Here is a 26,189-nt window from a genome sequence, read left to right on the forward strand (position 1 = left end):
CGATCATGCGCTTCATGCGAAGTACCCGGAGACGCCCACGACGAAGCTGTCGCAGGGCGAGTCGTAGAGATCGTGGCTGAACGAGACCGTCCCGTCGGGTGCAACATCACCGGTTTCTGTTGCGAAGTCCATCGTGCCAGCGGACGAGAGTGCGCCGTCGGTGAAGCAGTAGACGTCCACCGCGTACGGCCCGGACAGCGGCTTGCCTGTGGAATTCACCGCTGAACCGATTATGGCGGAGCCGTTGTTGTCAGCCTGGGTGACCTTGAGGGGCGCAGTGTTGAACGACGAGTTGTCGGCAGGCATCGTCGAGGCCCGGAAGTCGTACTGCGCACCGGAGTCCGGGAGCGACTTGACGTCCTCCAAGTAAAGGTAGCTGAACCCCATTTCCCCGGGCTTGACGTGCGCGGGCACCGTGCCTTGGCTGGCTCCGGTCGCGACCACCTTGCCGTCCACGGTGGCGGTCCCGGTGAAGTCGATGTGCGAGATCGTCGCACCAGTGTTGTTGCGGAACGCGAAGGGCAACGTGCCTCCGCCGAGCACCGCGTCGTCGCGCTTCAGTGCCGCAGTGGACACAACCGAGACGGCACCAGCCTCACCAGCGTCCAACGTCGGCGTGACGTTCCCCGCGAGGTACCCGCTGGCGTTGAAGGGGAGCGCAGCGACCGTGCTCACAGCCGACTTCGTCGGCACTGGCACACTCGACGACTGGCCGCTGGATGAGCCCGACGACGCCGACTGGTCGGCGACGGAACCCGCCGGGACGTTGGATGCAGCGGTACTGCAGCCGCTTACGACCAGGACCACGGCCCACCCCAACGAGATCGAGACGAGCACCTTCTTGCTGAACATGACGATGACGATCCTTTATTGAGACTGTGTCAATGCTTCGGGCTCGCTCACGGTAGCTCCTGCTCGGTCCCTCTCAACGGGGCGGGCACCTGTTCTGGGGGAACATTGCGTGCTCCCGCAACGCTGCGCACCCGTTCTCCGGACAAAGAGCTCGCGTATGCGACGGACGGGAGGCCCGGTACCAGCTGGTACCGGGCCTCCCGTCCGTCGGTCGCGGCTACCGCGCGCGCGTCGCGCCGATCGCCCAAACCCGCGGCGGCTCCGCGCCGTTCACGGCGTGGTCCCCGACGATCCGCGCCTTGAACACCCACGGGTTGTGGCTGCCCGCGGTCCGGGCGTTCCGCCAGTGCCGGTCCAGGTTCTTCGTCGTGCTGACGCCGGACGCGGCGAGCGCGTCGAACAGGTGCGAGGTCGCCTGCGTCGCGAGCGACGTGAGTGCGACCTGCGCCTGCGCGGTCGCGAGTTCGGCACGGTCGTTCCGGCGCTCGTCCTCGGCCTCGTCCAGGGCTGCTCCCTCGTACGCGGCCTGCAGCGCCTCCGCTGCCCGGTCGACGATCGCGGCGGCGGCGAAGCCGGCGGACGAGACCTCGCCGACGACCTGCAGGATCTGCGGGTCGGCGGCGAAGGTGTCGGCGTTGCCGTGTGAGAAGACGCGGTTGCGGGTGCGGACGGCGAGGGCGACCTCCCGTTCGGCGGCCAGGACCGACCCGGCAAGGACCGCCAGCAGCACCCCCTGGTAGAAGGCGGTCTGGTACTTGAACCGGTCGTCGAACAGGGTGACCGCGTCCGGCTCGACGCGCGCGTCGACGAAGGTGCTCGTGCCGGAGCCGGTCGTCTGCTGGCCGAAGCCGTCCCAGTCGTCGCCGTGGGTGACGCCGTCCTGGTGGGCGTCGACGATCGCGATCACCCGCTCGCCCGTGTCGGTGCGCTCGGCGTAGGTGTCGATCCAGTCCGCGAAGACGCTGCCCGTGGAGTAGTACTTCTGCCCGCTGATCCGGAACGTGCCGCCGGGCTGCGGGGTGACCTTCGTGATGACGTCGCCGATCTGCACGGCGCCGACCTCGGTCCACGAGTTGCCGGCGATCTCGCCGCGGCCGAAGCGGTCGAGCCAGCCGACCCTCTCCCCCGAACGGCCGACCAGACGGTCCTCGACCAGGGCGAAGTGGCCGCGGAGGGCCTGCGGGATGTTGCTGTCGGCGGCGGCGAGCTCGGTCAGCAGCCGGAACAGCTGCGGCAGCGTGGCACCGGCGCCGCCGTGTTCGACGGGGACCCGCAGGGCACCGAAGCCGGCGGCGGCGAGTTCGCGGATCTCGGCGGTCGGGAGGGTGTGCGTGCGCTCGCGCTCGGAGGCCCCGGCGGCGATCCGGTCGAAGAGCGGTCGGAAGCGCGCGGCGAGGGTCTCGTAGTCGGGAACGGTGTCGGGCACGGTGCGCGGGGTGATGGTCGTCGTGGTCATGGTTCGTCCGATCTCGTGTGGCGGGCGGTCAGGAGGCTGCGGTCGCACTGGGCAGGGACGCACCGGCCGGCGTGGTGGCCGGGTCGGTCGCGGTGGTCCGGGTGGCCGGGTCGGTCGCGGCGGTCCGGGTGGCCGGGACGGTCGTGCTCCGTGCGCTGCGGCGGGCCAGGGCGGCTGCCCCGCCGAACACGACCAGCTCGCCGAGCACCGCGACGCCGGCGGCGGCCGATCCCGTCGGCCAGCGGTCGGTGAGGGCGAGCAGCGCCGGCACGAGTGCGGTCAGTGGGCTGGCCAGCACCAGCGCCCAGCCGGTGTACGCCGTGATCGACGCCCGGCCGAGCGCCAGGAGCACGAAGAACAGCGACCAGAGCAGCGCCCACCCGGCCCACAGCACCGCGAGCACCGGGTCGTCGACGACGTGGACCCCGGCGAACACCACCGCGGCCACGGCGACCAGGCCGCAGAACCAACCGAGCCCCGCCGATCCGAGGCCCGCGAGCGCGTCCACCCCGACGTACAGGTACGTCAGGCCGAACAGGAACGTCCCGGTGATCGCGAGCAGGGCCGGGAGCGACCCGTCGGCCGTGACAGCGACGGCGGTGCAGAGCAGCAGCTGCAGCCCGCCGATGAGGACGTTGGAGACCCCGCTGTCGCGTCCGGGGACGCGTCCGAGCAGGGTGAGGCCGTTGAGGAGCAGCGCGGCCGCGGACAGGATCAAGCAGATGGAGGCCATGCCGAGAAGGTGCCACGCGGTGTGCACGAGCGGGGGAAGATGACCGCCGCTTACGGAATGCTGCGGTTCGTGACGCTGGCCCGCAGCGCCGGATCGCGCACGCCCCTGTGGGAGGATCGTCCGGTGGATGCCCCTCGACGACCCGTGGCCGTGGTGATCGCCGCCATGAGCGAAGAGGTCTCGGCCTTCACGGACCTGATCGGCGGCGAGCCGGTCCTGCACGGGCCGACCGGCGGCCACGACGAGCACCACCTGCTCGACGTCGACGGTTCCGCGGTCGCCGTCCGCCGGAGTGGGATCGGCTTCACGAACGCCACCGCGGCCGTCGCCCACGCCTTCCACGACTTCGGCTCGGGCATCCCGGTCATCAGCGTCGGGACAGCGGGCGGTCTCGCGCGGGACGTCCAGCTCGGCGACGTCGTCATCGGCGACTGGTACGTGAACCTCAACGCCGACGCCACGGCCTTCGGGTACGCGCTCGGCCAGGTGCCGGGCATGCCCGCCGGGTTCACCGGGGACCCCGACCTCGTCCGCCGTGCGCAGGACGTCCAGACCTCCGACGTCGTCCGTCTGGCACCGATCGGGTCGAGCGAGGTCTTCGTGACCGAGGGGCGCGCCCGCGACCTCCGCCAGGCCTTCCCGACGGTCGCCGCGGTCGACATGGAGTCGGCGGCGATCGCCCAGTTCGCCCACGTGCACGCGATGCCGTTCGTGTCGGTCCGCGGCATCAGCGACCTGTGCGCGCCGGACGGTGACGAGTTCCGGCAGCACCTCGACGATGCAGCCGCCCGGGCTGCCCGGATCGTGCACGGGCTCGTCGTCGGGTTGGCGTCGGGGACGGGTCCGCTGCCTGCTGCGTGAGCGGTGTGTCGCCCGGCCGCCGTCAGCGTGAGCGGCTCCACACCGCGCGCGTCATCCTGTTCGAGTTCTTGACTGATCGGTCCAGCAAGCGTACGTTCGAGACCGATCAGTCCACTACACGAACGGAGCTTCAACATGAACGCAGCACTCACCGGCAAGACCGCACTGGTGACCGGCGGCACCTCGGGGATCGGCGAGGCGGTCGTCCGCCGCTTCGTCGACGAGGGCGCCCACGTCTTCGTCACCGGCCGTCGGCAGGCGCAGCTCGACGCCGTCCAGGCCGAGTTCGGTGACGCCGTCACCGCCGTCCGGGCGGACGCCTCCGACCCGGCCGACGTGCGCACGCTCTTCGAGGTGATCGCAGCGCGCGGCACCGGACTCGACGCGGTGCACGCCAATGCCGGACTGGGCGAGTTCAAGCCGCTCGCCGAGGTGACGGCCGAGGACATCGACAACGCCTTCGCAACGAACGTGCGCGGCACCACGCTGACGATCCAGGGCGCCCTGCCCCTGCTGAACGAGGGTGCCGCGATCGTCGTGACCGGCTCGACCGCGGCGTCCGGCACGGAGCGCCACTTCGGGCTCTACGGCGGTTCCAAGGCGGCAGTCGCGGCGATGACCCGCACGTGGGCGGCAGACCTGGCTCCTCGTGGGATCCGCATCAACACCATCGTCCCCGGCCCCACCGAGACGCCCGGCCTCAAGGGCCTCGCGCCGAGCGACCCGGACGCCCTCCTGGCGCAGATCGCCTCCGGGGTCGCGCTCGGTCGACTGCTCCGGCCCGAGGAGATCGCCGCCACCGTCCTGTTCCTGGTCTCGGACCAGAGCTCGGGCATGACCGGCAGCGAGGTCCTGGTCGACGGCGGAGCCTCGATCGTCTGACGGCGAGGCCGGCGCCGGACCGGGCTCGGGTGGTGCACCACCCGAGCCGAGGCCGTGCCCGCTGCGTCATGATGGTCACGACAGCCCCGCAGCAGACCAGGAGGACGACCGTGCCGAGACCTCGGACGTTCGACGAAGCCGACGTCGTCGCCCGCGCCCGGAAGGCGTTCGCCGAGACGGGCTATGCCGGCACGTCCCTCGACACCCTCCTCGAGGCCACCGGTCTCGCCCGACAGAGCCTCTACAACGCCTTCGGCGGCAAGAAGGAACTGTTCATGCGGGCGTTCCTCAGCGACGCCGCCGAGGCGGTCGACGCCGTCGAGTCGATCCGCCACGGCTCGGACAGCCCGATCGGGCGGATCCGGGCGCAGCTCGTGAAGGTCGCCGTCGAACACGGGGCATCGCAGGCTCCCCCGTCCCTCTTCACGAAGGCCGCCGTCGAGCTGGCGACGCAGGACGCCGAGGTCGCCGCCACCGTCGCTGCCTCGTTCGACGCCATGCGGGACCACTACGGCGCCTGCATCGCCGAGGCGCAGGACGCCGGGGAGATCGAAGGCACAGCCAACTCCGGCTCGTTGGGAGCGTACTTCTGCGCGGTCATCGAGGGGATGTCCACCCTCGGCGGATCCGGCGTCTCCCGCGCGACGCTGCTCGACATCGGGCTGACCAGCCTCGCCGCGGTCCCGATCACCGACCTGGGACGCGAGCACCTCGGCACGGCCGACGGCGACTGGTCCTGACCGACGACGGCGTCACGGCGACGACGACGCGTTCCCCGTGAACGGACGGGAGGCGCGGTGCCACCTGGCACCGCGCCTCCCGCCCGTCGGTCCGTCGGTCCGTCCGTCCGTCCGTCCGGCGACCCTCCCGCGTCGCGATCAGCGACCGGCGAGCTCGTCGTCGGTGACGTGTTCCTTCCAGGTCGTCGCGACGCTCGGGTCCTCTCCGAGTTCCAGGAACGCGATGTGCTCCATGAAGCCGTCCTCGGGGGCCGAGTGGAAGTGCTCCTCGCCCGGGGCCGTGTACAGGGTCTGCCCGGCGTGGACCTCGATGATCTCGCCGTCGCGCGTCCCGAACCGAGCGATGCCGGCGGTGACGTGCAGGTACTGGCCCTTCTCGTGGGAGTGCCACGCGGTGCGGGCGCCGGGCGCGAACCGGACGAGCGCCGCGGTGGCGTGCTGGCCCGCCTCGCGCGGCGTGACGATCATGTCCACCCAAACGTCACCCGCGAACTGCTCCGGCGGGTTCTTCCGGGTCGGGGTGCGGGGTTCGATGTTCATGCCTGTTCCTTTCCGTTGCCGGCGGGAGCGCCGTCGTTGATGGCTGCGAGGCCGTTGAGGGTGCGGGGGTAGCCGACGTACGGCACCAGGACGGTGAGCACGTCGAGCAGGTCCTGCCGGGTGTTGCCGACGTTGCGGTTCATCGCGACGTGTCCGGCGACCTGGGCATCGGCTCCGCCGAGGCCGACGAGGATCGCGAACGTCAGGAGCTCGCGGCGCTGCACGTCCAACCCTGTGCGGGTGTAGTAGTCACCGAAGCAGTTGCCGGACAGGAACTCCTGGACGTGGACAGCGTCGGCAGGAGCGGTCTCGTACATGCCGTCGACGACGCCCGCTCCGACGATCTCGCTCTGCGTCGCCCGTCCGACGGCGAGGCGGTCGGCGGGGGTGGTGGTCGACTGGCCCTCCAGCGGGAGCTGGACGCCGCGCTCCGCGAGGACCTCGTTCGTGATGCGGAGGAAGTCGATGGACCGCGCCGCGCCGACGTACGCGGTCGTCTGGTAGACGACCTCCTTCGCGACGACGGGGGTCACGCCGCCGTTCAGCGCCGCGCCGAGCATCGTGCGGTACTCGGTCTGGCCGCCGACGGCGATGATCGCGCCGAGCTGCATCGTCAACCGGTCCACGCGGGACAGCGAGGTGTGGCGGAGTACCTCGTCGAAGGCGAAGTCCTGGTGGAGCTCGATGAACTCCGGGTCCGTCGTGGCGAGGTCGGACGGGCTGCCGGGGAGGAGCGCCGCCACCTCCTGCCGTGCTGCGTCACTGATGGGCATGGTGCCGTTCCCTTCCTCGCCGGCCGCCACCTGCGCGGCCGTGTCCGACGGTAGGCCGCGGCGGTGCGCGGAGAGATGCTCCACCAGAGCACCCCTCGTCAGCCCGATGGGCGGGACGAGATGCCGTCCGGATGCACCGACGTTGTCCTCCACCGTCGTTCCGGGAACACGGCCGTGTGCACCTCGTCCGCGCGGCCGACGGATGGGCGGGCCTGCGTCCAGGTGGTCGGAACCAAGACTGGAGCGCGCACGGACCGCTACAAGGAGCACCAAGAACGCGCCGCAGCGAACGGGCGGAAGAAGAAAACCCCCGCCGAAGCGGGGGTTTCCTGTGGCCACCAGATCGGCTTGCGCATCTGTGATGAGACCTGATGCGTCGCTCGCTCCGATGGGATCTCCGCTCGCGTATGCGTACGGGTTGCGTTCCTGCCCCGAGGGGTCGAACTGTGTGAATCGCGCTTGTGCTGTGTCGTAGTACCTTGCGCCAAGTCGATACAGATTGACGGAAGAATCGAAGTAACTCGCAATATAGCGCAAGAAATTGCTGTTCGTAACCGAGCTATTTGAGGAAGAGCGGGTTTCGCCGTACGGTGCGTAGGAATACCCGCCAGAGAACGATCCGGCCTTGTCGAACAAACCAACGACGGATCCGAGGGAATCGAGAATGAAGTAGACATTTGCTGCATTCGGAGCTCGGCTGCCGACAATCTCACCGCTGTTGCTTCGAGTGTAAGCAGTGACTCCTGCAGAGGTGTTCTCGGTCATGAGGCCGAGCGACGAGTTCGTGTAGGCGGTCGACGACGCACTACGGGTGACGCCCCTGGCACCGCTTGGGCTAATTTTTAGCGGATACTCAGGTTCGGGAAGTACTCCCCAAACAGGGGTCACCCACGGCGAGAGCATGCACGTGCGAGTATCTGCGAGACGTTCAATGACAGAAGAGGAACCGTGACTCCCCCCAAAGCGCAACGACCAACCGTGCTCGCGCGTCCCGCAGCCTTCCTTGTCACTGGCCCTGCCGGCGCCTGGGTGTGGGAAACGGGCCATGGCTTCGTGAAAGTTGTCCGTCCTTTCGCGGCCCTCCTCGACGGGCTCCACTTTGAGCTCCAGCGGGACGGCCGGGCTCTGCGGTACCGCTCGAATGGCCTTCCCGGCACGCTGTCACAGCGCTGGGTCTTGAATTTGATGACAGGCGAGGAAACAGAGGAAACGCCGCTTCCGTTGCACGAGGAGGTGTTTTTGGGCCCGGGCGATCGTGCATGTTTCGTTGAGATGACCGATGTGGTAGCAACGCAGTTCACGAGAAGCACCTATCGAATATCACTCCCGAATCCCGAGGAATCGATCGCGCCGGATCCTGTACCGATAGTGCCCGAGGATGGACTCTATCGTCTGCCCACTACGTTTCTTCGGGGATCCAACTGGAGTGGTAGGCCAGTACAGTTCTCCCCATCAGGTACACAGTTGGCCATCAACTTTCAATGGTGGGGAAATCCAGTCCCAGCAGTCGATATAATCAACTTCGATGGGTCGTGGGGTCGACGCCGATACGGCTTTGAGATTACCAGTTCAGCGTCATGGAACGCGTCGGGGAGTCATCTGCTCGGCGTGCATGTCAATGTCGGGCAAGTGGTTGACTTCACCGTCACCGTCCTTGACGTTGAAAAAAATAAAATCGTTGCTTCCCTCAAGTATCCGGCCGACCTTGATTGGGTGCCACTCGGCTGGGCAGGAAATTCGGAAGTCTTGTGTTACAAGCTGGAGGGGAGGGCAATGCGGCTAGCCGCGACTGATGTTTTCTCGACTCATGAAGAAGAAGTGGCGACCATCAAACTGCCGTTTGCAGGACAGGACCTCGGGACAATCGAACTTGCTTCCGACGTAGCCTTGGAGGGCCTGGACTCTTTCAGGATATGAAAGCGCCCGTTGGGGTGGTGAATGAGAACAAGGGGCATGCTGCACCCTCACCGGCGAACTGGACGTTGGTCCACTCGCGGCTCCCGGTCATCAGGATCCGCGCCGTCATGCGGCCACCGTCGTGCGGGGGCGTTTCCATCGCGGCATCAGGTCGTCCGGGTCGAGGGCCTCGGAGAACTCGAGCTCGACGTCGGGCTGATCGACGGGGGAGCCGAAGGTGTGCCAGCCCTCAGGGGGTGCGACCCAACCCGCCACGCCGTCGGCGGGCTCGCCAGCTCCGATGGCCAGCCATCGAGGTGAGACACGCAGCGCCTTGGCGAAGCTCTGGAACTCATCGCGGGTGACGCGCCGCGTCGACCGGAGCAGCTCGAGGAACCGCTCGTGGGTGAGCCCCGCGCGGGCCATGATCGTGTTGCTCCGGTCGGCTCCGCCCGGCAGCGCCTGGATCGTCCCATGGACGCGGGCCTGATAGGCGACGTCGGCGCCGCGACGAACGACAGCCACGCTGTGCTGATGCTCCGGCCGAGCTCCCCTCGTGCGTATCCATGTGTCCATCCAGTCAGAGTCGATACCCCTGCACGAACCCCCATCTCGGGGCGCGAACGCGGGTGGCTCGGCTTGTCGTTATAACGGCACCCGACGCGGACGGGACACTGTGGTGAGGCCCCTGATCAGAAGAGGACACGATGGCCAGCACGGAGAGCACGGTCGGCACGTCCGAACGCAAGCGAATCTCGATCCCGAAGGTCGACACGTCCGTACTCTCGATTGGTGGGAGCGTCAGCACGACGCGGGTATGTCGATACGGGTCCTCATCCGCCGTGAAATCGAGCGGAGTGGCTACTCGGACGTGGTCCATAGCCGCGTCGAACAGCGGCTCCGCGACGGCGAAGCCTGAAACGCGCACACGCGCAGCCACTGGCAACCGCTCGAGCACGCCGGTTGAGGATGACCCCGGAACGTGACCGCCACCAAATGACCCCACGGTTCGGGGGTCAATCTCGACCGCGCGCCACCAAATGACCCCACGGTTCGGGGCTCCGTCTCAACCGCGCGCTACCAATTGACCCCACGGTTCGGGGCTCCGTCTCAACCGCGCGCCACCAATTGGCCCCAGGCCGACACTGCATGGCGGATCGACCCGCAGGACTACCCCGAGTTGCTGCCTCGATACGGCACGAGCGCCACCGAATGACCCCGGGATTCTCACCGGCCTGCGTTTTGATCCCGAAGCCAGGCGCACGCCCCGTCCAAGTGGTCGTCGTCGACGAGGAGCGCATCGCGCCGCAGCTGTATCTCAACGGTCTAAGCGGACTGCAACAGTGCACCGGAGGCCAGCGTGCCTCATCCAAGTCGGAACGCTCCCGATTGACGAGCGAGACGAATCATGTCATCAACTCGCTCAGTTCGGAGCGCCGCTGCGGGGGTGAGGCCGTCGAGGTCATCGCTTGGCGCGTTCAGGCAAACGGCATTGCCCCACGGGTCAACCCGTGCCGGATCGAGTTCCGAGAGTACCTCGCGCAGTCGAGGCAGGAGCTGGCCGCCCTCGTCGATCTGGAACGCGGGAAGGAGGCGGAAGCCGTCCGCAGTCACAACGGCGAGCAGCTCTCCGCTTCGAACCTGCGCGCCGACTGCTTCGCTGCTGATCTGAAACCAGTCGCGCAGACCGGCGGCGTCATAGAACCGCCCAATTCGTTCGGAGAGCGTGTGTGCGCGGAAGTCGGAGGGAGCATGGGCGGTGCCCGCGCTGCCCCGCGCCGCAGTGATGGAGTCCGCGTGGTCCCCGGCTTCTGACTGGGGATCCTCGGAAGAGCGAGCTGAGGGCTCGGGCTTTCGGACGTCGCCGCATTCGACCGCTCCCCGGCGGATCGACACCCGGTGGCGCAGTCGCAACCTGGTAGCCGCACAGCGGGAACCGAAGGCGGGGGTCGTCTATCGACATCCCTCGAGGATGCCTGTCCAGCTCGCCGCTGTGGAACCACGTGGCTGCTCCACCTCCGCGAAGCGCCCGCTTGGACATGCCGACACGCGATTTCTGCTTCGCTGCCGCACTCGAGGGACAGGCGAGGGTGCCTAGGGCACCGGGTCGGACGAACTAGGGCTGACCACGCTGCCGAGGAGGAGGAGGCGACGACGGCAACGAGTCATGCGCTCGAGATGTGCACCAAACGTGCACCAGAGCCGCTCTCGGAAAGAAGAAAACCCCCGCGTGAACGGGGGTTTTCTATGGCGGTACCGGTGGGATTTGAACCCACGGTGGAGTTGCCCCCACACATGTTTTCGAGACATGATCCTTCGGCCGCTCGGACACGGTACCGGGAAAGAGTTTACACGATCCGGGAGGCCCCCGGCGACACCCCAGCACGCCTCCCCTCCACAGGCGCGCACCTCCGGCGCCTCGTCCCCAGACCGTCACGACGGTGACCTCGACCCGAGGGTCCGCGCGTACCGTCTCCGGCATGAGAACGCGCACCCTCGTCGCCCTGCTGTCCTCCCTCGCCGGCGCCGCAGTCGTCAGCGGAGCAGCTGGCTTCGGCGCACGAGCGGGGATCCGGGGACAGCGGGCTGCGTCGCAGCGTGTGGTCGACATGCTCCCGGTGCACGCCGACTGGTGGCGCGAACGGCTCCACCACGAGGGCCAGTTGACGTACCTGGCGATCGGGGACTCGGCGGCACAGGGCGTCGGTGCGACGACTCCCGGCCGTGGGTACGTGGGGCTCCTCAGCCGTCGGATCCGGCATCGGTCACGGATGACCGTGCGCGTCGTGAACCTCAGTGTGTCGGGAGCCACGACGTGGGGTGCGAAGAAGGACCAGCTCCCGAAGCTCCGGCAGTTCAGCCCGGACGTCTGCACGGTCTCGATCGGCGCGAACGACGTCGCCGACTTTCACCCGGACAAGTTCGAGCGGAACATCCGCGCGATCTACGGCGCGGTCCCGTCCCACGCGATCGTCGCCGAACTGCCGTGCATGTTCGTGCCCGACCGCGAGCGCAAGGTGGCCGTCGCGAACGAGATCGTGCACCGGGTGGCCGACGAACTCGGTCTGACCGTGGCGCCGCTGCACGCGATCACCAAGCGGGTCGGGATCCGCCGGACGTTCTTCAACTCCTACGGCGATCTCTTCCACCCGAACGACCGTGGGTACGAGATCTGGGCGAGCGCGTTCGAGCCCGCCGTCGACGCCCGAGTCGACACCGTCGCGGCCATCCGGCGGTACCTGTCCGCGCGGGAAGCCGAGGACCTCGGTCGCCAGGCCGGTGACGTCGCCCACGCCCGCGCCGAGCAGGACACGGACGGCGCTGAAGCACTCGACACGGCGAACCGTCCGAGCTCGCTCGACCGCCTACGACAGCGCGTCACCGGGTCGCTCCCGCTGCCCGGCCGGACCGATGACGACGAGCCGACCGATGTCGGCGGAGCGGCCTAACCTCGTCCCATGGCCCGCCCCCAGTCGTCCTACCGCTGCACCGAGTGCGGCTGGACCAGCATCAAGTGGGTCGGCCGCTGCGGCGAGTGCCAGTCGTGGGGAACGGTGGAGGACGCCTCCGCCGCGACGGCGAGCACCCGCGGCACCGCGTCGATCGCCGTCACCGGCAACCGCATCGCCCGACCGATCACCGAAGCCCGCAGCGGCTCCTTCCAGCGCTGGCAGACCGGCATCGGTGAGTTCGACCGGGTCCTCGGCGGCGGCATCGTGCCGGGCGCGGCCGTCCTGCTGAGCGGTGAGCCCGGCGTCGGCAAGTCCACCCTGTTGCTCGAGGTCGCCTCCCGCGCGGCGGCGATGGGCAAGCGCGTCCTCTACGTCAGCGCTGAAGAGTCGGTCGACCAGGTCCGGCTCCGCGCCGAGCGCACCGGTGCCATGCACGACGACCTGTTCCTGGCGAGCGAGGTCGACCTCGGCGTCATCCTCGGGCAGATCGAGCAGGTGCAACCGGACCTCCTCATCGCCGACTCCGTGCAGACCATCTCGTCCGCCTCGGTCGACGGCATCGCGGGCGGCACGTCCCAGGTGCGCGAGGTCGCATCGACGCTCATCCGGGTCGCCAAGCAGGCAGCTCTCCCGGTCCTCATCGTCGGACACGTCACGAAGGACGGCACGATCGCCGGCCCCCGACTGCTCGAACACCTGGTCGACGTGGTCTGCCACTTCGAGGGCGATCGACAGACCGCGCTGCGCTTCGTCCGAGCGCTGAAGAACCGGTTCGGTCCCACCGACGAAGTGGGGTGCTTCGACATGGCCGGCGACGGCATCCACGAGGTCCCCGACCCCAGCGGCCTGTTCATGTCCCGCAACGGCGCCCCGGTGTCCGGCACGTGCATCACCGTGGCGATGGAAGGCCGACGTGCCCTCCCGGTCGAGATCCAGGCGCTCGTCGTCCCGAGTTCCGCGCCGCAGCCACGTCGGGTCGTGAACGGTGTCGACGCGTCCCGGGTGGCGATGCTCCTCGCGGTGTTAGAGCGCCGCGCCGGCATCAAGCTGTCGGACGCCGACGTCTACGTGTCGACGGTCGGTGGCATGAAGCTCACCGAGCCGGGCGCCGACCTGGCGATCGTGCTCGCCCTGGCGAGTGCTGCTCGGGACCGCCCGTACCCGCACACCCTCGCCGCGATCGGCGAGATCAGCCTGGCCGGCGAGATCCGCGCGGCGACCGGCGCGAAGCAGCGGGCGAACGAGGCCGGACGTCTGGGCTTCACGACCGTCCTCGGGGCTGACGCCGAGCACCTGCGCGAAGCCCTGCGGGTCGCGTTCTCGATGACGCGGTCTCCGCGAGAGCGCGAGCTCGACGCCGCGTTCTGAGATCCGCAGCCGGTCTCGATGGCGAGACACAGCCTCCAGACCGGTCAGGCGCGCAGCGCGGCCAACAGGTCTGCTGGTTCCGACTGCATGGTGTGCGGCCCGGCGATGTCGAAGAACACACCCTCGAGCGAGTCGAGGTGTGCCGCCAGGAACTCCTCGAGCCGAGCGGCGTCGTAGACCATCACCTGCCGGAGCTTCTCGCCCGGCACCATCGCCGTGTACGCGTCCGCCGACGAGAACAGCAACAGGATGCGCTTGTCCGAGTCCTCACGACCGAACACGCGGACCTGCATGTCCTTCTTCCCGGTGACGAGCCGCGGGACGATCACGATGTCGTTGCGCAGCGCGTACGCCACCGCAGCGACGTCCTGCTTCGCGAGGGCCTCCTCGAGCTGTTCACTCCGGAAGCGCTGTTCCTTCTCTGCCATCGCCCCTAGTCAAGCAGCATGCGAGTGCGCACGGGTCCGGTCAGACCGTCAGACAGCGGAGGACGGCACCGCTTCAGTGCACCCGACCGGCCTGCACCGCGTGCGTCCGGATGCGCAGGTCGGCGGCGAACTGGGTGGTCTCCGGCCCGAGTTCGTCGTCGGGTGCGGACTGCACCAGGACGCCGATCGCCGGGGCGAGGATGAAGCTCGACGTGGCCGCCATGCCGTAGTCGTCCACCGACGGGACATCGACACGATCAGCGAGTCCGGACTGGGCCAGGGCTGTGGCGTAGTCGAGCACGGCGTAGGCCGCCTCGTCGCTCGTCATGACCGAGGCGACCCCGTAGATGAGGTACTTCATTGCCCAGCCTTCCGTCGATGTCCGTGACGCTACGCCGCGGCCGCCGTGACGAAGTCGCCCGTCGTCCTGTAGACGCACTCAGCAGGCGCGCTTCGCGGTGATAACTCAGACAACGTCACTACTTTCGCCTCAATCGCAGTCGCGGGAACTCTCGTTGCACGGCCGAAGGGCTGTTCCTGATGGGGAAGCAGCTCTCATGCCGGCACCATCGCCCACCCTCTACCGCTCGACCGCTCCCCGGACCCCCGGAGCGCCGACACCGACCTCGACGTACAAGGACCTGCTCGAGCGGGTCCGGACCGAAGGTCTCCTCGAACGCCGGACCGGCTTCTACTGGGCGGTCTTCGCGTCCCTCGTCGTCGCCACCGCCGCGACCCTCGGCGTGTCCGCTCTACTCGGCGCGTCGTGGTTCCAGTTGATCCCCGCCGGGGTCCTGGGTGTCCTCTTCACGCAGTTCGCGTTCCTCTCGCACGAGGCGGCACACCGCCAGATCTTCGCCTCGCGCAAGTGGAACGACCACGCCGGTCGCTGGATCGGCGTCTTCGTCGTCGGTCTGTCGTACTCGTGGTGGATGAACAAGCACAACCGCCACCACGGCAACCCGAACACGATCGGCAAGGACCCCGACATCGCCCCGGACGGCGTGGTCTTCATCGAGGAGGACGCCCAGCAGCGGCGCGGGTTCCTCCGGAAGCTCGCGATGGTCCAGGGGTGGGCGTTCTTCCCGCTCCTGACGCTCGAGGGCGCCAACCTGCACTGGCTGTCGGTCCGCGCCGTCGTCACCGGCAAGGCCGCGAAGGGCACGGCGCAGGAGCGCCGCCTGGAGGCCGTGCTGCTCGTCGCACGCTTCGGTCTGCTCGCCTGGTTCGTCTTCGCGGTGATGCCGCTGGGCATCGGTTTCGCGTTCCTCGCGGTCCAGATGGCGGTCTTCGGTGTCATGATGGGTGGGTCGTTCGCGCCCAACCACAAGGGCATGCCGGTCATCGCCGAGGGGGCCAAGATAGATTTCTTCTCGCGTCAGGTCCGAACTTCCCGTAACATCACTGGTGGCGTGTGGGTGGACCACCTGCTGGGTGGCCTCAACCACCAGGCAGAACACCACCTGTTCCCGAGCATGGCGCGGCCCAACCTGCGTCGTGCGAAGGCCCTCGTGCGTGAGCACTGCGAACAGCACGAGGTCCCGTACACGGAGACTTCACTCTTCCGCTCCTACGGGATCGTCGTCCGGTACCTCAACCGGGTCGGTCTCGCAGCGCGCGACCCGTTCACCTGCCCGATGGTCAGTGCCTACAGATTGCACTGAACCTCTGATCTCCGTCACCCCGCACGATGCCGGGTGCCGCACACAACTCGATGGCAACGTCGTCGAAACCCGCGGTGGTGGAATTCTCTCGCCGCGCACGTAAGAAAGTAAGGAACGCCGAAATGGCAACTGGAACTGTCAAGTGGTTCAACAACGAAAAGGGCTTCGGCTTCATTGCGCCGGACGACGGCAGCGCTGACGTCTTCGCCCACTTCTCTGCGATCGGTGGCAACGGCTACAAGTCGCTCGAGGAGAACCAGAAGGTCGAATTCGAGATCACCGAGGGCCGCAAGGGCCCGCAGGCGGAGAACATCACCGTCATCGGCTAGTACCGGTCTTCGTGAGCGCCGGGCCTGAGGAGCGATCCTCGGGCCCGGCGCTTCGTCGTTCCCCCGGCGATGTCCTCAGTTCAGGACGAACTGCACCGACTCGGCTGACGCGATCTCCCCCACCGCGACCTGCAGGTGGTAGCTGGCTCCCCCGCCCGTCACCGAGGCGCGTGCGGCGTCGCAGGTGGTCGCAGAGGACCGGGTGCGGTCCCAGGCGATGGCGGGCGTGGTGAGCTCCTGGCCGGCCTTCAGGGTGACGTCCTGGTCGGTGCCTCCGGTCTGGCAGTCCTTCGACGACCAGTACTGCTCCGACCCCGAGGTGATGGTGAGCACCTGCTGCGCGGATCCGAGATCCATGTGGCAGGAGTTCGTCCCGGTGTTCTTGATCGACATCGCGACCTGGGGGTCCTCGCCGGCTGCGTAGACGCGCTTGTCGAGCACCGGGGTGAGTTCGATCTGCTCGGTGTCACAGGCCGCGCCGTCCTTCAGGGCGGCTGCTGACGGGGTCGGTGAGGGCTTCGGCGCGCCCGAGGCAGCATCCGACGCGCCCGAACCGCCAGCCCCGCCAGAGCCGGAGGAACCGGCTGCCGCCGAGGAAGCCCCGGCACCCGGCGTCGGACCGGCCGCGGGGGCTCCGTTGCCACGACCGACGACGATGAGCACGACGACGACCACGACGAGCAGGACCACCCCGAGCACCAGGGCTCGGCGGCGCCAGTAGGTGCCGGGACGCTCGGGGCCGACGGGATGGCGGAACGACGACATGCGCACAGGGTAGACACCCGTGCGAGCCCGGAGGAGGTCCCTCGCCGGGCGGCCGGTCAACCCGTCAGAGGATCTTCAGCATGCGGGTGTTGCCGAGCGTGTTCGGCTTCACCCGGGCGAGGTCCAGGAACTCCGCGACGCCTTCGTCGGACGACCGCACGAGTTCGGCGTACACCTCGGGTGGGACGACGGTCTCGCCGATCTCGAGGTAGCCGTGCTTCGCGAAGAACTCGACCTCGAACGTCAGGCAGAAGATCCGGGCGACACCGAGCTCGCGGGCGTCGTGTTCGAGCGCCTCGAGCATGCGGTGACCGACGCGCTTGTGGATCCAGTCCTGGTCCAGCGCCAGCGTGCGGACCTCGGCGATGTCGTCCCAGAACACGGCGAGGGCGCCACAGCCGATCGGGACACCGTCGGGCCCTTCGGCGATCCGGAACTGCTGGATCGACCCGTAGAGGACCACGTTCTCCTTGCCGAGCAGGATCCGCCGGTCGACGTACGGCGCGATGAGCCGCTGGATGTGCGGGACGTCGGACGCGAGCGCCGGGCGCACCAGGATCCCGTGGTCGTCCCGTTCGGAGAACGCATGCCGTCCGTGCTCAGTCATCCGGCCCAGCCTACGTCTCCGCCGACGGCCCTGGCCGCGCCGCACCCGGCCCGGGCGGCCCCGTCCGATCCGCCACGTCACACGCCGTCATCGGGGGACATGCGTCAGGGCCCTGCACAGGCGCACCGGCCTACCGTCCGAGACACACCAGTACGACGAGCAGGAGGAGCACCACATGCCCCAGATCATCGAGACCGTCGACGTCAACGTCCCCGTCCGTGCCGCCTACGACCAGTGGACCCGCTTCGAGGAGTTCCCCACGTTCCTCGACGAGGTCGAGAAGATCGTCCAGGTCGACGACACCACGACCGACTGGACCGTCAAGGTCGCCGGCCAGGAGCGTTCGTTCCGCGCCCTCATCACCGAGCAGCACCCGGACGAGCGTGTCGCCTGGACCGTCAAGGACGGCGAGACCGAGCACGCCGGTGTGGTCACGTTCCACAAGCTGGCGGACGCTGAGACCCGCGTTACCGTGCAGATCGACTGGGAGCCGTCCGGCATCCTCGAGAAGCTCGGCTCCGCGGTCGGCGTCGGCGGCCATGCCGTGAAGAAGGACCTGCAGAACTACAAGGAGCGCGTCGAGGCCGCCCCGACCAGCGACGGCTGGCGCGGCGACGTCCAGGCCTGACCACCAGGACCACGCGGACAACCGCGACCGGAGCCCCCGTGCTGAGAACAGCACGGGGGCTCCGGCGTCCCGTCCGGCGCATGGACAAGGACACCAACCCAGACCGTGACGCGGAGCAGCGCAGCTCCCTCGCGGACCTCGACGACGAGTCGGTCGGCCACGTCTTCGACCAGACCAACGGCCTTGCCGACGGCCTGACCGGCGACTCCGACGGCACCGCCGGCAGTGACGACGCCAGCGACGCTGAGCGGGGCGACGACCGCATCTGATCGGCGCCGCGCGCACACGACAGACGGGAGGCCCGGTACCAGCTGGTACCGGGCCTCCCGTCTGTCGTGTGGCTGGGCTGACTAGCCCTCGATCTCCGGTGCGGGCGCCTCGGGCGCCTTCTCGAGCGAGGGAGCGCCGGCGAGGACCTCTTCGCGGCCCGGCTGACGCCCGGTCTCGAAGGTGAACGCACCGTCCACGAAGTCGACCTTCACGTGGTCGCCAGCGGTCAGTTCACCCTGCAGGATGTGCTCGGAGAGCTGGTCCTCGACCTCGTGCTGCATCGCGCGACGCAGCGGTCGGGCACCGAGGGACGGGTCGAACCCGACCTTGATGAGCTGCTCCTTGGCCGGCAGCGACAGCTCGACGGTCATGTCGCGGTCGAGCAGACGGTCGGACAGGCGCTTCACGAACAGGTCCACGATCTGCAGCAGCTCGGGCTGCGACAGCTGCGGGAACACGATCGTGTCGTCGACGCGGTTCAGGAACTCGGGCTTGAAGTGCTTCTTCAGCTCCTCGTTCACCTTGCCGCGCATCCGGTCGTAGCCGACGGCCGAGTTGCCCTCGACCTGGAAGCCCACCGGGCCACCCGCGATGCCCTGCGAACCGAGGTTCGTGGTCATGATGATGACGGTGTTCTTGAAGTCGACCACGCGGCCCTGACCATCGGTCAGACGACCCTCTTCGAGGACCTGCAGCAGCGAGTTGAAGATGTCCGGGTGGGCCTTCTCGATCTCGTCGAACAGGACCACGGAGAACGGCTTGCGGCGCACCTTCTCGGTGAGCTGGCCGCCCTCTTCGAACCCGACGAACCCGGGAGGGGCACCGAACAGGCGCGAGACGGTGTGCTTCTCGCCGAACTCCGACATGTCGAGGGAGATCAGTGCGCCCTCGTCGTCGAACAGGAACTCCGCGAGCGCCTTGGCGAGCTCGGTCTTGCCGACGCCCGTGGGGCCGGCGAAGATGAACGAGCCCGAGGGGCGGTTCGGGTCCTTGAGGCCGGCACGGGTGCGGCGGATGGTCTTGGAGAGTGCCGAGATGGCCTCCTCCTGACCGATGACGCGCTGGTGCAGTGCCTTCTCCATGAAGACGAGACGCGAGGTCTCCTCTTCGGTGAGCTTGAACACCGGGATGCCCGTGGCCTGCGCCAGGACCTCGGCGATGATGCCCTCGTCGACGGTGCCGGACGCGGCGACGTCACCCGCACGCCACTGCTTCTCGAGGCGGAGACGCTCGCCGAGGAGCTTCTTCTCCTCGTCGCGCAGGCTCGCGGCCTTCTCGAAGTCCTGCTCCTCGATGGCGGCTTCCTTCTGGCCGCGGACCGTCGAGATCTTCTCGTCGAACTCGCGGAGCTCCGGCGGCGCCGACAGGATCGACAGACGCAGGCGAGCGCCGGCCTCGTCGATCAGGTCGATGGCCTTGTCCGGCAGGAAGCGGTCCTGCACGTAGCGGTCCGCCAGGTTCGCCGCGGAGACGATCGCCCCGTCGGTGATGGACACCTTGTGGAACGCCTCGTACTTGTCGCGGAGACCCTTGAGGATGTTGATGGTGTGCGGCAGCGACGGCTCGTTGACCTGCACCGACTGGAAGCGGCGCTCGAGAGCGGCGTCCTTCTCGAAGTGCTTGCGGTACTCGTCGAGCGTGGTGGCACCGATGGTCTGGAGCTCACCGCGGGCCAGGAGCGGCTTGAGGATCGAGGCCGCGTCGATCGCGCCCTCGGCAGCACCGGCACCGACGAGCGTGTGGATCTCGTCGATGAAGACGATGATGTCGCCGCGGGTGCGGATCTCCTTCGTGACCTTCTTCAGGCGCTCCTCGAAGTCACCGCGGTAGCGGGACCCGGCGATGAGCGACCCGAGGTCGAGCGAGTAGAGCTGCTTGTCCTTCAGCGTCTCGGGCACGTCGCCCTTGACGATCGCCTGGGCGAGGCCCTCGACGACGGCGGTCTTGCCGACGCCGGGCTCGCCGATCAGGACGGGGTTGTTCTTGGAGCGGCGGGAGAGGATCTGCATGACCCGCTCCATCTCCTTCTCGCGCCCGATGACGGGGTCGAGCTTGCCGTCGCGCGCGGCCTGGGTGAGGTTCCGACCGAACTGGTCGAGGACCTGCGAACCCTGCTGCTGGCCGTTCTGCTGCTGCTCGCCGCCGACGGCGACCGCTTCCTTGCCCTGGTAGCCGGACAGGAGCTGGATGACCTGCTGGCGGACCCGGTTGAGGTCGGCGCCGAGCTTCACCAGGACCTGGGCTGCGACACCCTCGCCCTCGCGGATCAGACCGAGCAGGATGTGCTCGGTCCCGATGTAGTTGTGGCCGAGCTGCAGCGCTTCGCGCAGTGACAGCTCGAGGACCTTCTTGGCACGCGGCGTGAACGGGATGTGCCCGGTCGGCTGCTGCTGGCCCTGCCCGATGATGTCCTGCACCTGCTCGCGGACGGCATCGAGGGAGATACCGAGCGACTCCAGCGCCTTGGCGGCGACGCCCTCGCCCTCGTGGATGAGGCCGAGGAGGATGTGCTCCGTACCGATGTAGTTGTGGTTGAGCATCTTCGCTTCTTCTTGAGCGAGGACGACAACACGACGGGCCCGGTCGGTGAATCTCTCGAACATGTGCTCTCCCTTGGCCCCGAACGAACCGGGGCCGACAGCCGGACTCGTGTGAGTCCGGTCACGTACATCGAGACTAACCAGCGCTCCCCGTCAGGGCTGCCCCTGTTCGCCGTGGGCGTGAACCCCGTGCGTGTGCTGCGCGCAGCGGCCTGGAGGCCCGTCCCGGGTCCCCGGGACGCCTCCCGTCCGGCGGCACTCGCGCCCGGCTCCGAGGGCTCGCCGGTACGATCCGGGACATGGAGCAGCCCGTCGTCGGCCTCGTCGTCCACCCCTCGAAGAACGTGCAGGAGTCCGTCGACGTCCTGGACCGCTGGAACGCGTCCGGAGCCGGGCGTCTGGTCGCCCGGCGGATCGACGCCGCTCGCCTGGGCAGCGCGATCGACGCGGTGGACGACGACGAGTTCACGGACACGGTCGACCTGGTCGTGGCACTCGGCGGTGACGGCACGATGCTCGGTGCGATGCGCCTCGTCGCACGGCGCCCGGTCCCGGTGCTCGGGGTGAACTACGGCAACGTCGGGTTCCTGGTCGAGATCGAACCACCCGAGCTCGAGTCCGCGCTGGAACGGCTCTCCGCCGGCGACTACCAGCTCGAACCCCACCACGCCCTCGAAGCGCGACTGTCGTGGGGCGGTTCCCGCACCGACTACCTCGCGTTCAACGACATCACCATCGTCCGACGCCCCGGCGCCGGGCAGGTCTCCGCCGACCTCAGCGTCGGCGGACTCGGCTACGGCTACTACCGCGCGGACGCCATCGTCGCGTCGACGCCGGCCGGATCGACCGCCTACAACTACGCCGCCGGTGGCCCGGTGCTCTCCCCGGCACTCTCCGGCTCCGTGGTGACCCCGGTGGCACCGATGGCGGGGATCGACCGCTCCGTGGTGCTCGCCGCCCGGGAGCGCTACCGCTTCGACATCGCCGATGGCACCCGCAGCGCGGCCCTCGAGGTCGACGGGCTCGTCGTCGGCGAGGTCGCCACCGGCGCACAGCTGGAGGTCCGGCTCCGCAAGGACGCCGGCAGCGTGGTCCGGCTGGACGCCGAGCGGCACGGTCGGACCGGGCGCCTCAAGCTCGGCCTGCTGGACCTGCCGCTCCGACCGGACCAGCTCATCGAGCTGATCCCGCACGACCTGCGGCAGAAGCTGCACCGGGAGACCGAGGACTGACGCGATCCGCGCCTCCCGACCGACGACCACAGGGCAGGCCCGCGGGGACGACGGAAGGCCCGCCCGGTTCGCACCGGACGGGCCTTCGCTCCCATCACCCCACAGGCCGTCGTCCCACGGACGGCCCGGATCCCCGCACCGGACCCTGACGGGTCCAGCCGAAGTCTGCTGACCTACTCGGTCAGGTACAGCTGCATGTCCTGCGAGACGGCCTTCGCGAACAGGCGCAGCTTCGCACGCGACTCGACACGGCTGACCGCCTGTCGGGTGGTGTGCACGATCTTCGAGATCTCGTCGAGCGTCATCGGCTTGTCGTCGTCCAGGCCGTAGCGCATGCGGATCACGTTGGCTTCGTCGCTCGGCAGCTCGGCGACGATGGAGCGGATGTCGCGGTGCAGCAGCGTCGTCTCGGTGAGCTCGTTCGGGCTCGCGGCGTCCTCGTCCTCGATGAAGTCACCGAGTTCGCTGTCGTCCGAGTCACCGACGACCGTGTGGATCGAGACCGGCTCGTGCGAGCGGCCCTTGAGGTCGACGAGTTCCTCGACGCTCATGCTCAGCTCGGCGGCCACTTCCTCCGGCATCGGCGCGCGGCCGAGGTCGACGGTCAGGTCACGCTCGGTGCGCGAGATCTTGTTGATCAGTTCGACGGTGTGCACCGGGATGCGGATGGTGCGCGCCTTGTCGGCGAGACCACGCGAGATCGCCTGGCGGATCCACCAGGTGGCGTAGGTCGAGAACTTGTAGCCCTGCGTGAAGTCGAACTTCTCGACCGCACGGACCAGGCCGAGGTTGCCCTCCTGGATGACGTCCATGAACGGCAGGCCGCGCTGCGAGTAGCGCTTGGCGATGCTGACGACCAGGCGGAGGTTCGAGGTGATCATGCGCTCCTTGGCGCGCTCACCGTCGCGGACGAGCCAGCGGAGTTCGCGCTCGAGCGACTTCTCGAGGCCGGACTCGGTGTGGAGCTTCTCCTCGGCGAACAGGCCGACCTCGATGCGGCGGGCGATGTCCGCCTCTTCCTCGGCGGTGAGGAGGGCGAGTCGGCCGATGTGACGGAGGTAGTCGCCGACCTGGTCGACGGAGGCACCGCGGACGCCGGCCAGCTGCTCGTCGGCTTCGACATCGGCGACGGCGTCGAGCGTGGTGGCCTCGGCGGAGGTGGTCTTGGTCGCTGCCTTCTTGGTGCGGCGCGAGGTGGTGCTGGGTGCGGCCGTTGCGATCGCCATGGTGACTCTCCCTGCCTCTTGCGGTGTTGGTCCCTTGCGGGTTGAGACCGAGTTTGGCGGGCCGGAGGTGTACCCCACAAACCATGCCGATCGATTCTCAGGCTTCTCCGTGCTTCGTCATCGGGGGACACCGGGGCGGGGTACACCTCACTCGGACTCCCGTCGCGGCCGATCCGCGCTGTGCTGCCGATCGGGGCGGAATGACAACGGTGTGACTCCGGCGCAGGACCGAGGGGGACACGTGTACCCCGGGGTGCAACGCCTTCCGGACAGCGAAAAAGGGGTACGTCGCGCCGGATCCGGAGATCCAGCTGACGTACCCCGAAGGAATGCCCGCGAACGATGACGGGCGCGGTGTCACCAGGAGGGTTCGAGCCACCCGTCGCGGTTCTTCGAGACCTCGAGGTCCGGGTCGCGGTCGAACTCGTCGTACTCGCTCTCGATGTCACCGACGAGACTGCGGGACGCGGTGGGATGCAGGATGGACATGCCGACGATGCTCGCACCGCCGGACGTCGGCGGGGTGAACGCGGGCTGTCGGCTCGGCGTCGGCAGGGCGGCGACGGGGCCTCAGGCCGGCGGGTGCAGCACCGCGAACGACGGAGTGCGGTCACGCTCGATGTGCGAGTAGGCCAGCGCCTCGGCCATCCGCTCGTCACCTCGGGCGATCGCGGCGGCGAGCTCGACGTGGTCGTGGAAGGCGTCGTGGACATCGAGCGCGCTGGTCAGGTAGAACAGCCACTGCACCCGGCCGGAGACGGAGCGCATCGAGGCCTGCAGCAGGCTGTTGCCGGTCATCGCGACGATCGCCTCGTGGAACCGGGTACTCGCCTCGGCGATGCGGTACGGGTCGCCGTCCTCGACGACGCGCTGCGACCAGGCGAGTGCCGCCTCCAGCTCGTCCGTCGCGACACCACGGACGACCGCCCGGGCGGCGTGCCCGGCGGCGCCGACCTCGAGCACCTCGCGCAGGTCGAAGAGCTCGTGGATGAGCCGGGAGGTCCAGGTCGACACCACGGCTCCGCGTCGTGGTGTGCTCGTCACGAAGCCCTCGACCTCGAGCATCGGGACGGCTTCCCGCAGGGGGACGCGGGAGACCGCGAGCTCCTCGGCGATCCGGGTCTCCGCGAGCTTGTGCCCCTGGGGGTACTCGCCGCGGATGATCGCTTCGCGGAGGCGCGCGTGGATCTGCCGCGGGAGCGACAGTGCGGGCTCCGTGGTGGTCATCGGGTCAACCTTCGCAGACTCGGGCGGCGGTCCACCGGGCTTTCCGGGGACCGGACGGGGCACCGGGGTCGTCCCCGGTGCCCCGCTCGTCACTTCTTCAGTCCGAGCTTGCTGAAGTCGAGCTCGTTGGCACCGATGTTGTGCGCCGCGGCCACACCCGTCAGCCACTTCTGCGAGACGACCCAGTCCTTGTTGTACGACAGGTTGTAGTAGCACCCTGTCTCGGCGTACTGCTGCGCGGCCTGGCCGTAGAGCGCCTCGTCACCGGTCTGCAGCGCCTTGTCCAGCGTCTTGTCGACCGCGGGGACGTCGCATCCGAAGTAGTTGATGCCGCCGGACTTGTCCCAGAACACGTGGCCCCACATGTACGGGGAGCCGCCGTCCGGGCCGTTGTTGCCGTCGAAGAAGGCGTCCGGTCCGCTGGTCGGGTCGTTGATCCACCCGAAGACCTGCGAGGTCGGGTACGACTTCGCGGTGGCCTTGATCCCGAGACCCTGCAGTGCCGCCGCCTGGATGTTCGCCATCTGCTGCGCGTTGGTGTTCCCGCTGGCGTAGCCGATCGTCATCGTGGTGCCGGCGGGCAGCCCCTTGGCGTAGGTCTTCATCGCCTCGGGCTCGTACGTGGTCTCCTGCTTGTCCGAGCCGTCGGAGAGCATGCCCTTGGCGTACAGGGTGGTCGCCGGCTCGGAGCGACTGCCGAGGACCTGATCGACCATCTTCTCCTGGTCGATGCTCTGCAGGAAGGCGATCCGGGCCTCCTTCGTGGCGAAGAACGACTTGGTCGGGTTCACCGTGACGAGCGCGGACTGGAGCGTCGGCAGCATCGCGCTCGAGAACTGCTTGCTGTCCTCGTACTTCGACAGGCTCGACGACGGCAGCGCCGCGACGATGGTCGACACGTCACCGCGGTCGAACGCGAGCTGCAGCGCGGACACGTCCGAGTAGATCGGCAGCTTCACCGTGGTGAACGGCGACTTGGTGCCCCAGTAGCCGGCGTAGCGCTTCATGGTCCACGAGCTGCCCGGGTCGGCGGCGCTGATCTCGTAGGGGCCGGTGCCGACGTCGTGGGTCTGCAGGTAGGTCTGCGCGTCGTCGGAGCCGGCGTGTTCACGGAGCGCGGTCGGCGACTCCATCTTCGGTCCGAACGGTGACGCCAGGTAGTCCAGGAAGGCGGAGTTCGGGCTCTTCAGGGTGACGACCGCGGTCTGCGCGTCCGGGGTCGCGACGCTCTCGACCCCCTCGACCATGTAGGCCGCGCCGCCCTTGACGGCGATCCGGCGGTCGAACGCCGTCTGCACCGCCGCCGAGGTGAACGGGGTGCCGTCGTGGAACGTGACGCCCTTCCGCAGGTGGAACGTGTACTCGGTGTTGTCGTCGCTGACCTGCCACGAGGTCGCGAGCCGCGGCGCGATCTGCACCTCGTCCGTGTCGTTCGCGTACTGCACGAGCCCCTCGTACGCGTTGAGCACGATGGCCAGGCCGTTGTTCGCGTAGTAGATGTCGGGGTCCGGCGGCTGACCGATGTCGCCGAGCAGGCCGACCGTCAGGGTGCCGTCGGTCGGGGCGGCGTGCGGCGCCGCGGCACCGGCTCCGGAGCAGGCGGTGAGGACGAGCAACGGCACGGCGGCCGCGGCGACCAGGGCGGCGCGGGTGCGTCGCCGGAGGGTGGTGAGCTGCACGGGGGATCTCCTTCAGGGCGGTGGAGCACAGGTGGAGCGGA

The 26,189-nt window shown here is 68.5% G+C and carries 28 protein-coding genes, 1 tRNA gene and 1 pseudogene; 13 read left to right on the plus strand and 17 right to left on the minus strand.

The genetic code is table 11. The features are described 5' to 3' along the window. Positions 1-12: 12 nt before the first annotated feature. The gene (locus DEJ24_RS00720) at positions 13-576 is read right to left on the minus strand and encodes a hypothetical protein (RefSeq protein WP_111076859.1); all 564 of its coding nucleotides are present in this window, start codon (positions 574-576) and stop codon (positions 13-15) included. Between DEJ24_RS00720 and DEJ24_RS00725 the strand changes: the two genes are divergently transcribed. Further along, positions 569-874 (plus strand): hypothetical protein, encoded by a 306-nt coding sequence (locus DEJ24_RS00725; protein ID WP_146242589.1) that lies wholly within the window; start codon positions 569-571, stop codon positions 872-874. The two genes, DEJ24_RS00720 and DEJ24_RS00725, sit on opposite strands and share 8 nt — an antisense overlap. Positions 875-1,069: 195 nt before the next feature. Here DEJ24_RS00725 and DEJ24_RS00730 read toward each other — a convergent pair whose 3' ends face one another. Together DEJ24_RS00730 and DEJ24_RS00735 are read right to left on the minus strand one after the other, a co-directional pair. After that, on the minus strand, positions 1,070-2,308 hold the full coding sequence (locus tag DEJ24_RS00730; RefSeq protein WP_111076861.1) for an acyl-CoA dehydrogenase family protein: 1,239 nt from the start codon (positions 2,306-2,308) through the stop codon (positions 1,070-1,072). Positions 2,309-2,336: 28 nt separating this feature from the next. Further along, a complete protein-coding gene (locus tag DEJ24_RS00735; protein ID WP_111076862.1) occupies positions 2,337-3,041 on the minus strand; it encodes an AmiS/UreI family transporter in 705 nt (234 codons plus the stop codon). Positions 3,042-3,164: 123 nt separating this feature from the next. On the opposite strand from DEJ24_RS00735, the gene mtnN reads away from it, so the two are divergent. The 3 genes from mtnN to DEJ24_RS00750 all read left to right on the plus strand — a co-directional run bounded on the left by mtnN (position 3,165) and on the right by DEJ24_RS00750 (position 5,524). Further along, positions 3,165-3,902 (plus strand): 5'-methylthioadenosine/S-adenosylhomocysteine nucleosidase, encoded by a 738-nt coding sequence (gene mtnN / locus DEJ24_RS00740; RefSeq protein ID WP_181432844.1) that lies wholly within the window; start codon positions 3,165-3,167, stop codon positions 3,900-3,902. A 135-nt stretch (positions 3,903-4,037) separates the two neighbouring features. Then, the gene (locus DEJ24_RS00745; RefSeq protein ID WP_111076864.1) at positions 4,038-4,784 is read left to right on the plus strand and encodes an SDR family NAD(P)-dependent oxidoreductase; all 747 of its coding nucleotides are present in this window, start codon (positions 4,038-4,040) and stop codon (positions 4,782-4,784) included. A gap of 110 nt (positions 4,785-4,894) precedes the next feature. Further along, positions 4,895-5,524: a TetR/AcrR family transcriptional regulator gene (locus DEJ24_RS00750; RefSeq protein WP_111077081.1), complete on the plus strand. Its 630-nt coding sequence runs from the start codon at positions 4,895-4,897 to the stop codon at positions 5,522-5,524. A gap of 138 nt (positions 5,525-5,662) precedes the next feature. Here DEJ24_RS00750 and DEJ24_RS00755 read toward each other — a convergent pair whose 3' ends face one another. From DEJ24_RS00755 to DEJ24_RS17340, 3 genes and pseudogenes are all read right to left on the minus strand, one after another. Further along, complete coding sequence (locus tag DEJ24_RS00755; protein ID WP_111076865.1) at positions 5,663-6,064, minus strand: cupin domain-containing protein; 402 nt, start codon at positions 6,062-6,064, stop codon at positions 5,663-5,665. After that, positions 6,061-6,837, minus strand: a complete 777-nt coding sequence (locus DEJ24_RS17140; protein ID WP_258374555.1) for a carboxymuconolactone decarboxylase family protein — start codon at positions 6,835-6,837, stop codon at positions 6,061-6,063. The genes DEJ24_RS00755 and DEJ24_RS17140 overlap by 4 nt, the downstream gene beginning before the upstream one ends. A gap of 375 nt (positions 6,838-7,212) precedes the next feature. Beyond that, positions 7,213-7,884, minus strand: a pseudogene (locus DEJ24_RS17340) (RHS repeat-associated core domain-containing protein); the annotation flags it as partial. Between DEJ24_RS17340 and DEJ24_RS16705 the strand changes: the two are divergent. Then, entirely contained in the window at positions 7,816-8,754 is a 939-nt protein-coding gene (locus tag DEJ24_RS16705; RefSeq protein WP_181436488.1) for a hypothetical protein, read from the plus strand. The pseudogene DEJ24_RS17340 and the gene DEJ24_RS16705 overlap by 69 nt on opposite strands. A 105-nt stretch (positions 8,755-8,859) precedes the next feature. Here DEJ24_RS16705 and DEJ24_RS00765 read toward each other — a convergent pair whose 3' ends face one another. Next, positions 8,860-9,258, minus strand: coding sequence for a hypothetical protein (locus tag DEJ24_RS00765; RefSeq protein WP_111076867.1), 399 nt, complete (start codon positions 9,256-9,258; stop codon positions 8,860-8,862). 750 nt (positions 9,259-10,008) lie between these two features. Between DEJ24_RS00765 and DEJ24_RS00775 the strand changes: the two genes are divergently transcribed. Further along, entirely contained in the window at positions 10,009-10,548 is a 540-nt protein-coding gene (locus tag DEJ24_RS00775) for a hypothetical protein (protein ID WP_111076869.1), read from the plus strand. A 433-nt stretch (positions 10,549-10,981) separates the two neighbouring features. On the opposite strand, the gene DEJ24_RS00780 is transcribed toward DEJ24_RS00775, so the two are convergent. Next, a tRNA-Ser gene (locus DEJ24_RS00780) sits at positions 10,982-11,071 on the minus strand. A gap of 142 nt (positions 11,072-11,213) precedes the next feature. On the opposite strand from DEJ24_RS00780, the gene DEJ24_RS00785 reads away from it, so the two are divergent. Continuing rightward, positions 11,214-12,182, plus strand: a complete 969-nt coding sequence (locus DEJ24_RS00785) for an SGNH/GDSL hydrolase family protein (RefSeq protein WP_111076870.1) — start codon at positions 11,214-11,216, stop codon at positions 12,180-12,182. Positions 12,183-12,191: 9 nt separating this feature from the next. Continuing rightward, positions 12,192-13,553: a DNA repair protein RadA gene (gene radA, locus DEJ24_RS00790; protein WP_111045023.1), complete on the plus strand. Its 1,362-nt coding sequence runs from the start codon at positions 12,192-12,194 to the stop codon at positions 13,551-13,553. Positions 13,554-13,597: 44 nt separating this feature from the next. Here the strand turns inward: radA and DEJ24_RS00795 are convergent, their stop codons facing one another. Both DEJ24_RS00795 and DEJ24_RS00800 read right to left on the minus strand, forming a co-directional pair. Further along, entirely contained in the window at positions 13,598-13,981 is a 384-nt protein-coding gene (locus DEJ24_RS00795) for an SseB family protein (protein ID WP_110904437.1), read from the minus strand. 73 nt (positions 13,982-14,054) lie between these two features. Continuing rightward, positions 14,055-14,342 carry a hypothetical protein gene (locus tag DEJ24_RS00800; protein ID WP_111045024.1) on the minus strand — a complete coding sequence of 96 codons (288 nt, stop codon included), beginning with the start codon at positions 14,340-14,342 and terminating at the stop codon, positions 14,055-14,057. A gap of 196 nt (positions 14,343-14,538) precedes the next feature. On the opposite strand from DEJ24_RS00800, the gene DEJ24_RS00805 reads away from it, so the two are divergent. Together DEJ24_RS00805 and DEJ24_RS00810 are read left to right on the plus strand one after the other, a co-directional pair. Further along, positions 14,539-15,645, plus strand: coding sequence for an acyl-CoA desaturase (locus DEJ24_RS00805; RefSeq protein ID WP_111076871.1), 1,107 nt, complete (start codon positions 14,539-14,541; stop codon positions 15,643-15,645). A 122-nt stretch (positions 15,646-15,767) separates the two neighbouring features. After that, positions 15,768-15,974, plus strand: a complete 207-nt coding sequence (locus DEJ24_RS00810; RefSeq protein ID WP_065963953.1) for a cold-shock protein — start codon at positions 15,768-15,770, stop codon at positions 15,972-15,974. 75 nt (positions 15,975-16,049) lie between these two features. On the opposite strand, the gene DEJ24_RS00815 is transcribed toward DEJ24_RS00810, so the two are convergent. Together DEJ24_RS00815 and DEJ24_RS00820 are read right to left on the minus strand one after the other, a co-directional pair. Beyond that, entirely contained in the window at positions 16,050-16,739 is a 690-nt protein-coding gene (locus DEJ24_RS00815) for a hypothetical protein (RefSeq protein WP_111077082.1), read from the minus strand. Positions 16,740-16,803: 64 nt separating this feature from the next. After that, positions 16,804-17,346 (minus strand): amino-acid N-acetyltransferase, encoded by a 543-nt coding sequence (locus tag DEJ24_RS00820; RefSeq protein WP_181436489.1) that lies wholly within the window; start codon positions 17,344-17,346, stop codon positions 16,804-16,806. A gap of 175 nt (positions 17,347-17,521) precedes the next feature. On the opposite strand from DEJ24_RS00820, the gene DEJ24_RS00825 reads away from it, so the two are divergent. Further along, complete coding sequence (locus tag DEJ24_RS00825; protein ID WP_111076872.1) at positions 17,522-17,974, plus strand: SRPBCC family protein; 453 nt, start codon at positions 17,522-17,524, stop codon at positions 17,972-17,974. An 80-nt stretch (positions 17,975-18,054) separates the two neighbouring features. Continuing rightward, a complete protein-coding gene (locus DEJ24_RS17145) occupies positions 18,055-18,243 on the plus strand; it encodes a hypothetical protein (RefSeq protein WP_258374590.1) in 189 nt (62 codons plus the stop codon). An 81-nt stretch (positions 18,244-18,324) separates the two neighbouring features. Here DEJ24_RS17145 and DEJ24_RS00835 read toward each other — a convergent pair whose 3' ends face one another. Beyond that, complete coding sequence (locus tag DEJ24_RS00835) at positions 18,325-20,847, minus strand: ATP-dependent Clp protease ATP-binding subunit (RefSeq protein ID WP_111076873.1); 2,523 nt, start codon at positions 20,845-20,847, stop codon at positions 18,325-18,327. A 236-nt stretch (positions 20,848-21,083) separates the two neighbouring features. Here DEJ24_RS00835 and DEJ24_RS00840 point away from each other — a divergent pair, with 236 nt between their 5' ends. After that, the gene (locus DEJ24_RS00840; RefSeq protein ID WP_111076874.1) at positions 21,084-22,016 is read left to right on the plus strand and encodes an NAD(+)/NADH kinase; all 933 of its coding nucleotides are present in this window, start codon (positions 21,084-21,086) and stop codon (positions 22,014-22,016) included. A gap of 173 nt (positions 22,017-22,189) precedes the next feature. Here DEJ24_RS00840 and DEJ24_RS00845 read toward each other — a convergent pair whose 3' ends face one another. The 4 genes from DEJ24_RS00845 to DEJ24_RS00855 form a co-directional block, all read right to left on the minus strand. Further along, the gene (locus DEJ24_RS00845) at positions 22,190-23,242 is read right to left on the minus strand and encodes a sigma-70 family RNA polymerase sigma factor (protein ID WP_111076875.1); all 1,053 of its coding nucleotides are present in this window, start codon (positions 23,240-23,242) and stop codon (positions 22,190-22,192) included. Between the two features lie 357 nt (positions 23,243-23,599). Beyond that, entirely contained in the window at positions 23,600-23,731 is a 132-nt protein-coding gene (locus DEJ24_RS17150; RefSeq protein ID WP_258366217.1) for a hypothetical protein, read from the minus strand. 81 nt (positions 23,732-23,812) lie between these two features. After that, positions 23,813-24,469, minus strand: a complete 657-nt coding sequence (locus DEJ24_RS00850) for a GntR family transcriptional regulator (RefSeq protein WP_111076876.1) — start codon at positions 24,467-24,469, stop codon at positions 23,813-23,815. 89 nt (positions 24,470-24,558) lie between these two features. Further along, the gene (locus tag DEJ24_RS00855; RefSeq protein WP_111076877.1) at positions 24,559-26,148 is read right to left on the minus strand and encodes an ABC transporter substrate-binding protein; all 1,590 of its coding nucleotides are present in this window, start codon (positions 26,146-26,148) and stop codon (positions 24,559-24,561) included. Positions 26,149-26,189: the final 41 nt, after the last annotated feature.

The organism is Curtobacterium sp. MCPF17_001 (genome assembly GCF_003234615.1).
In the GTDB taxonomy this organism is placed as follows: Bacteria; Actinomycetota; Actinomycetes; order Actinomycetales; family Microbacteriaceae; genus Curtobacterium.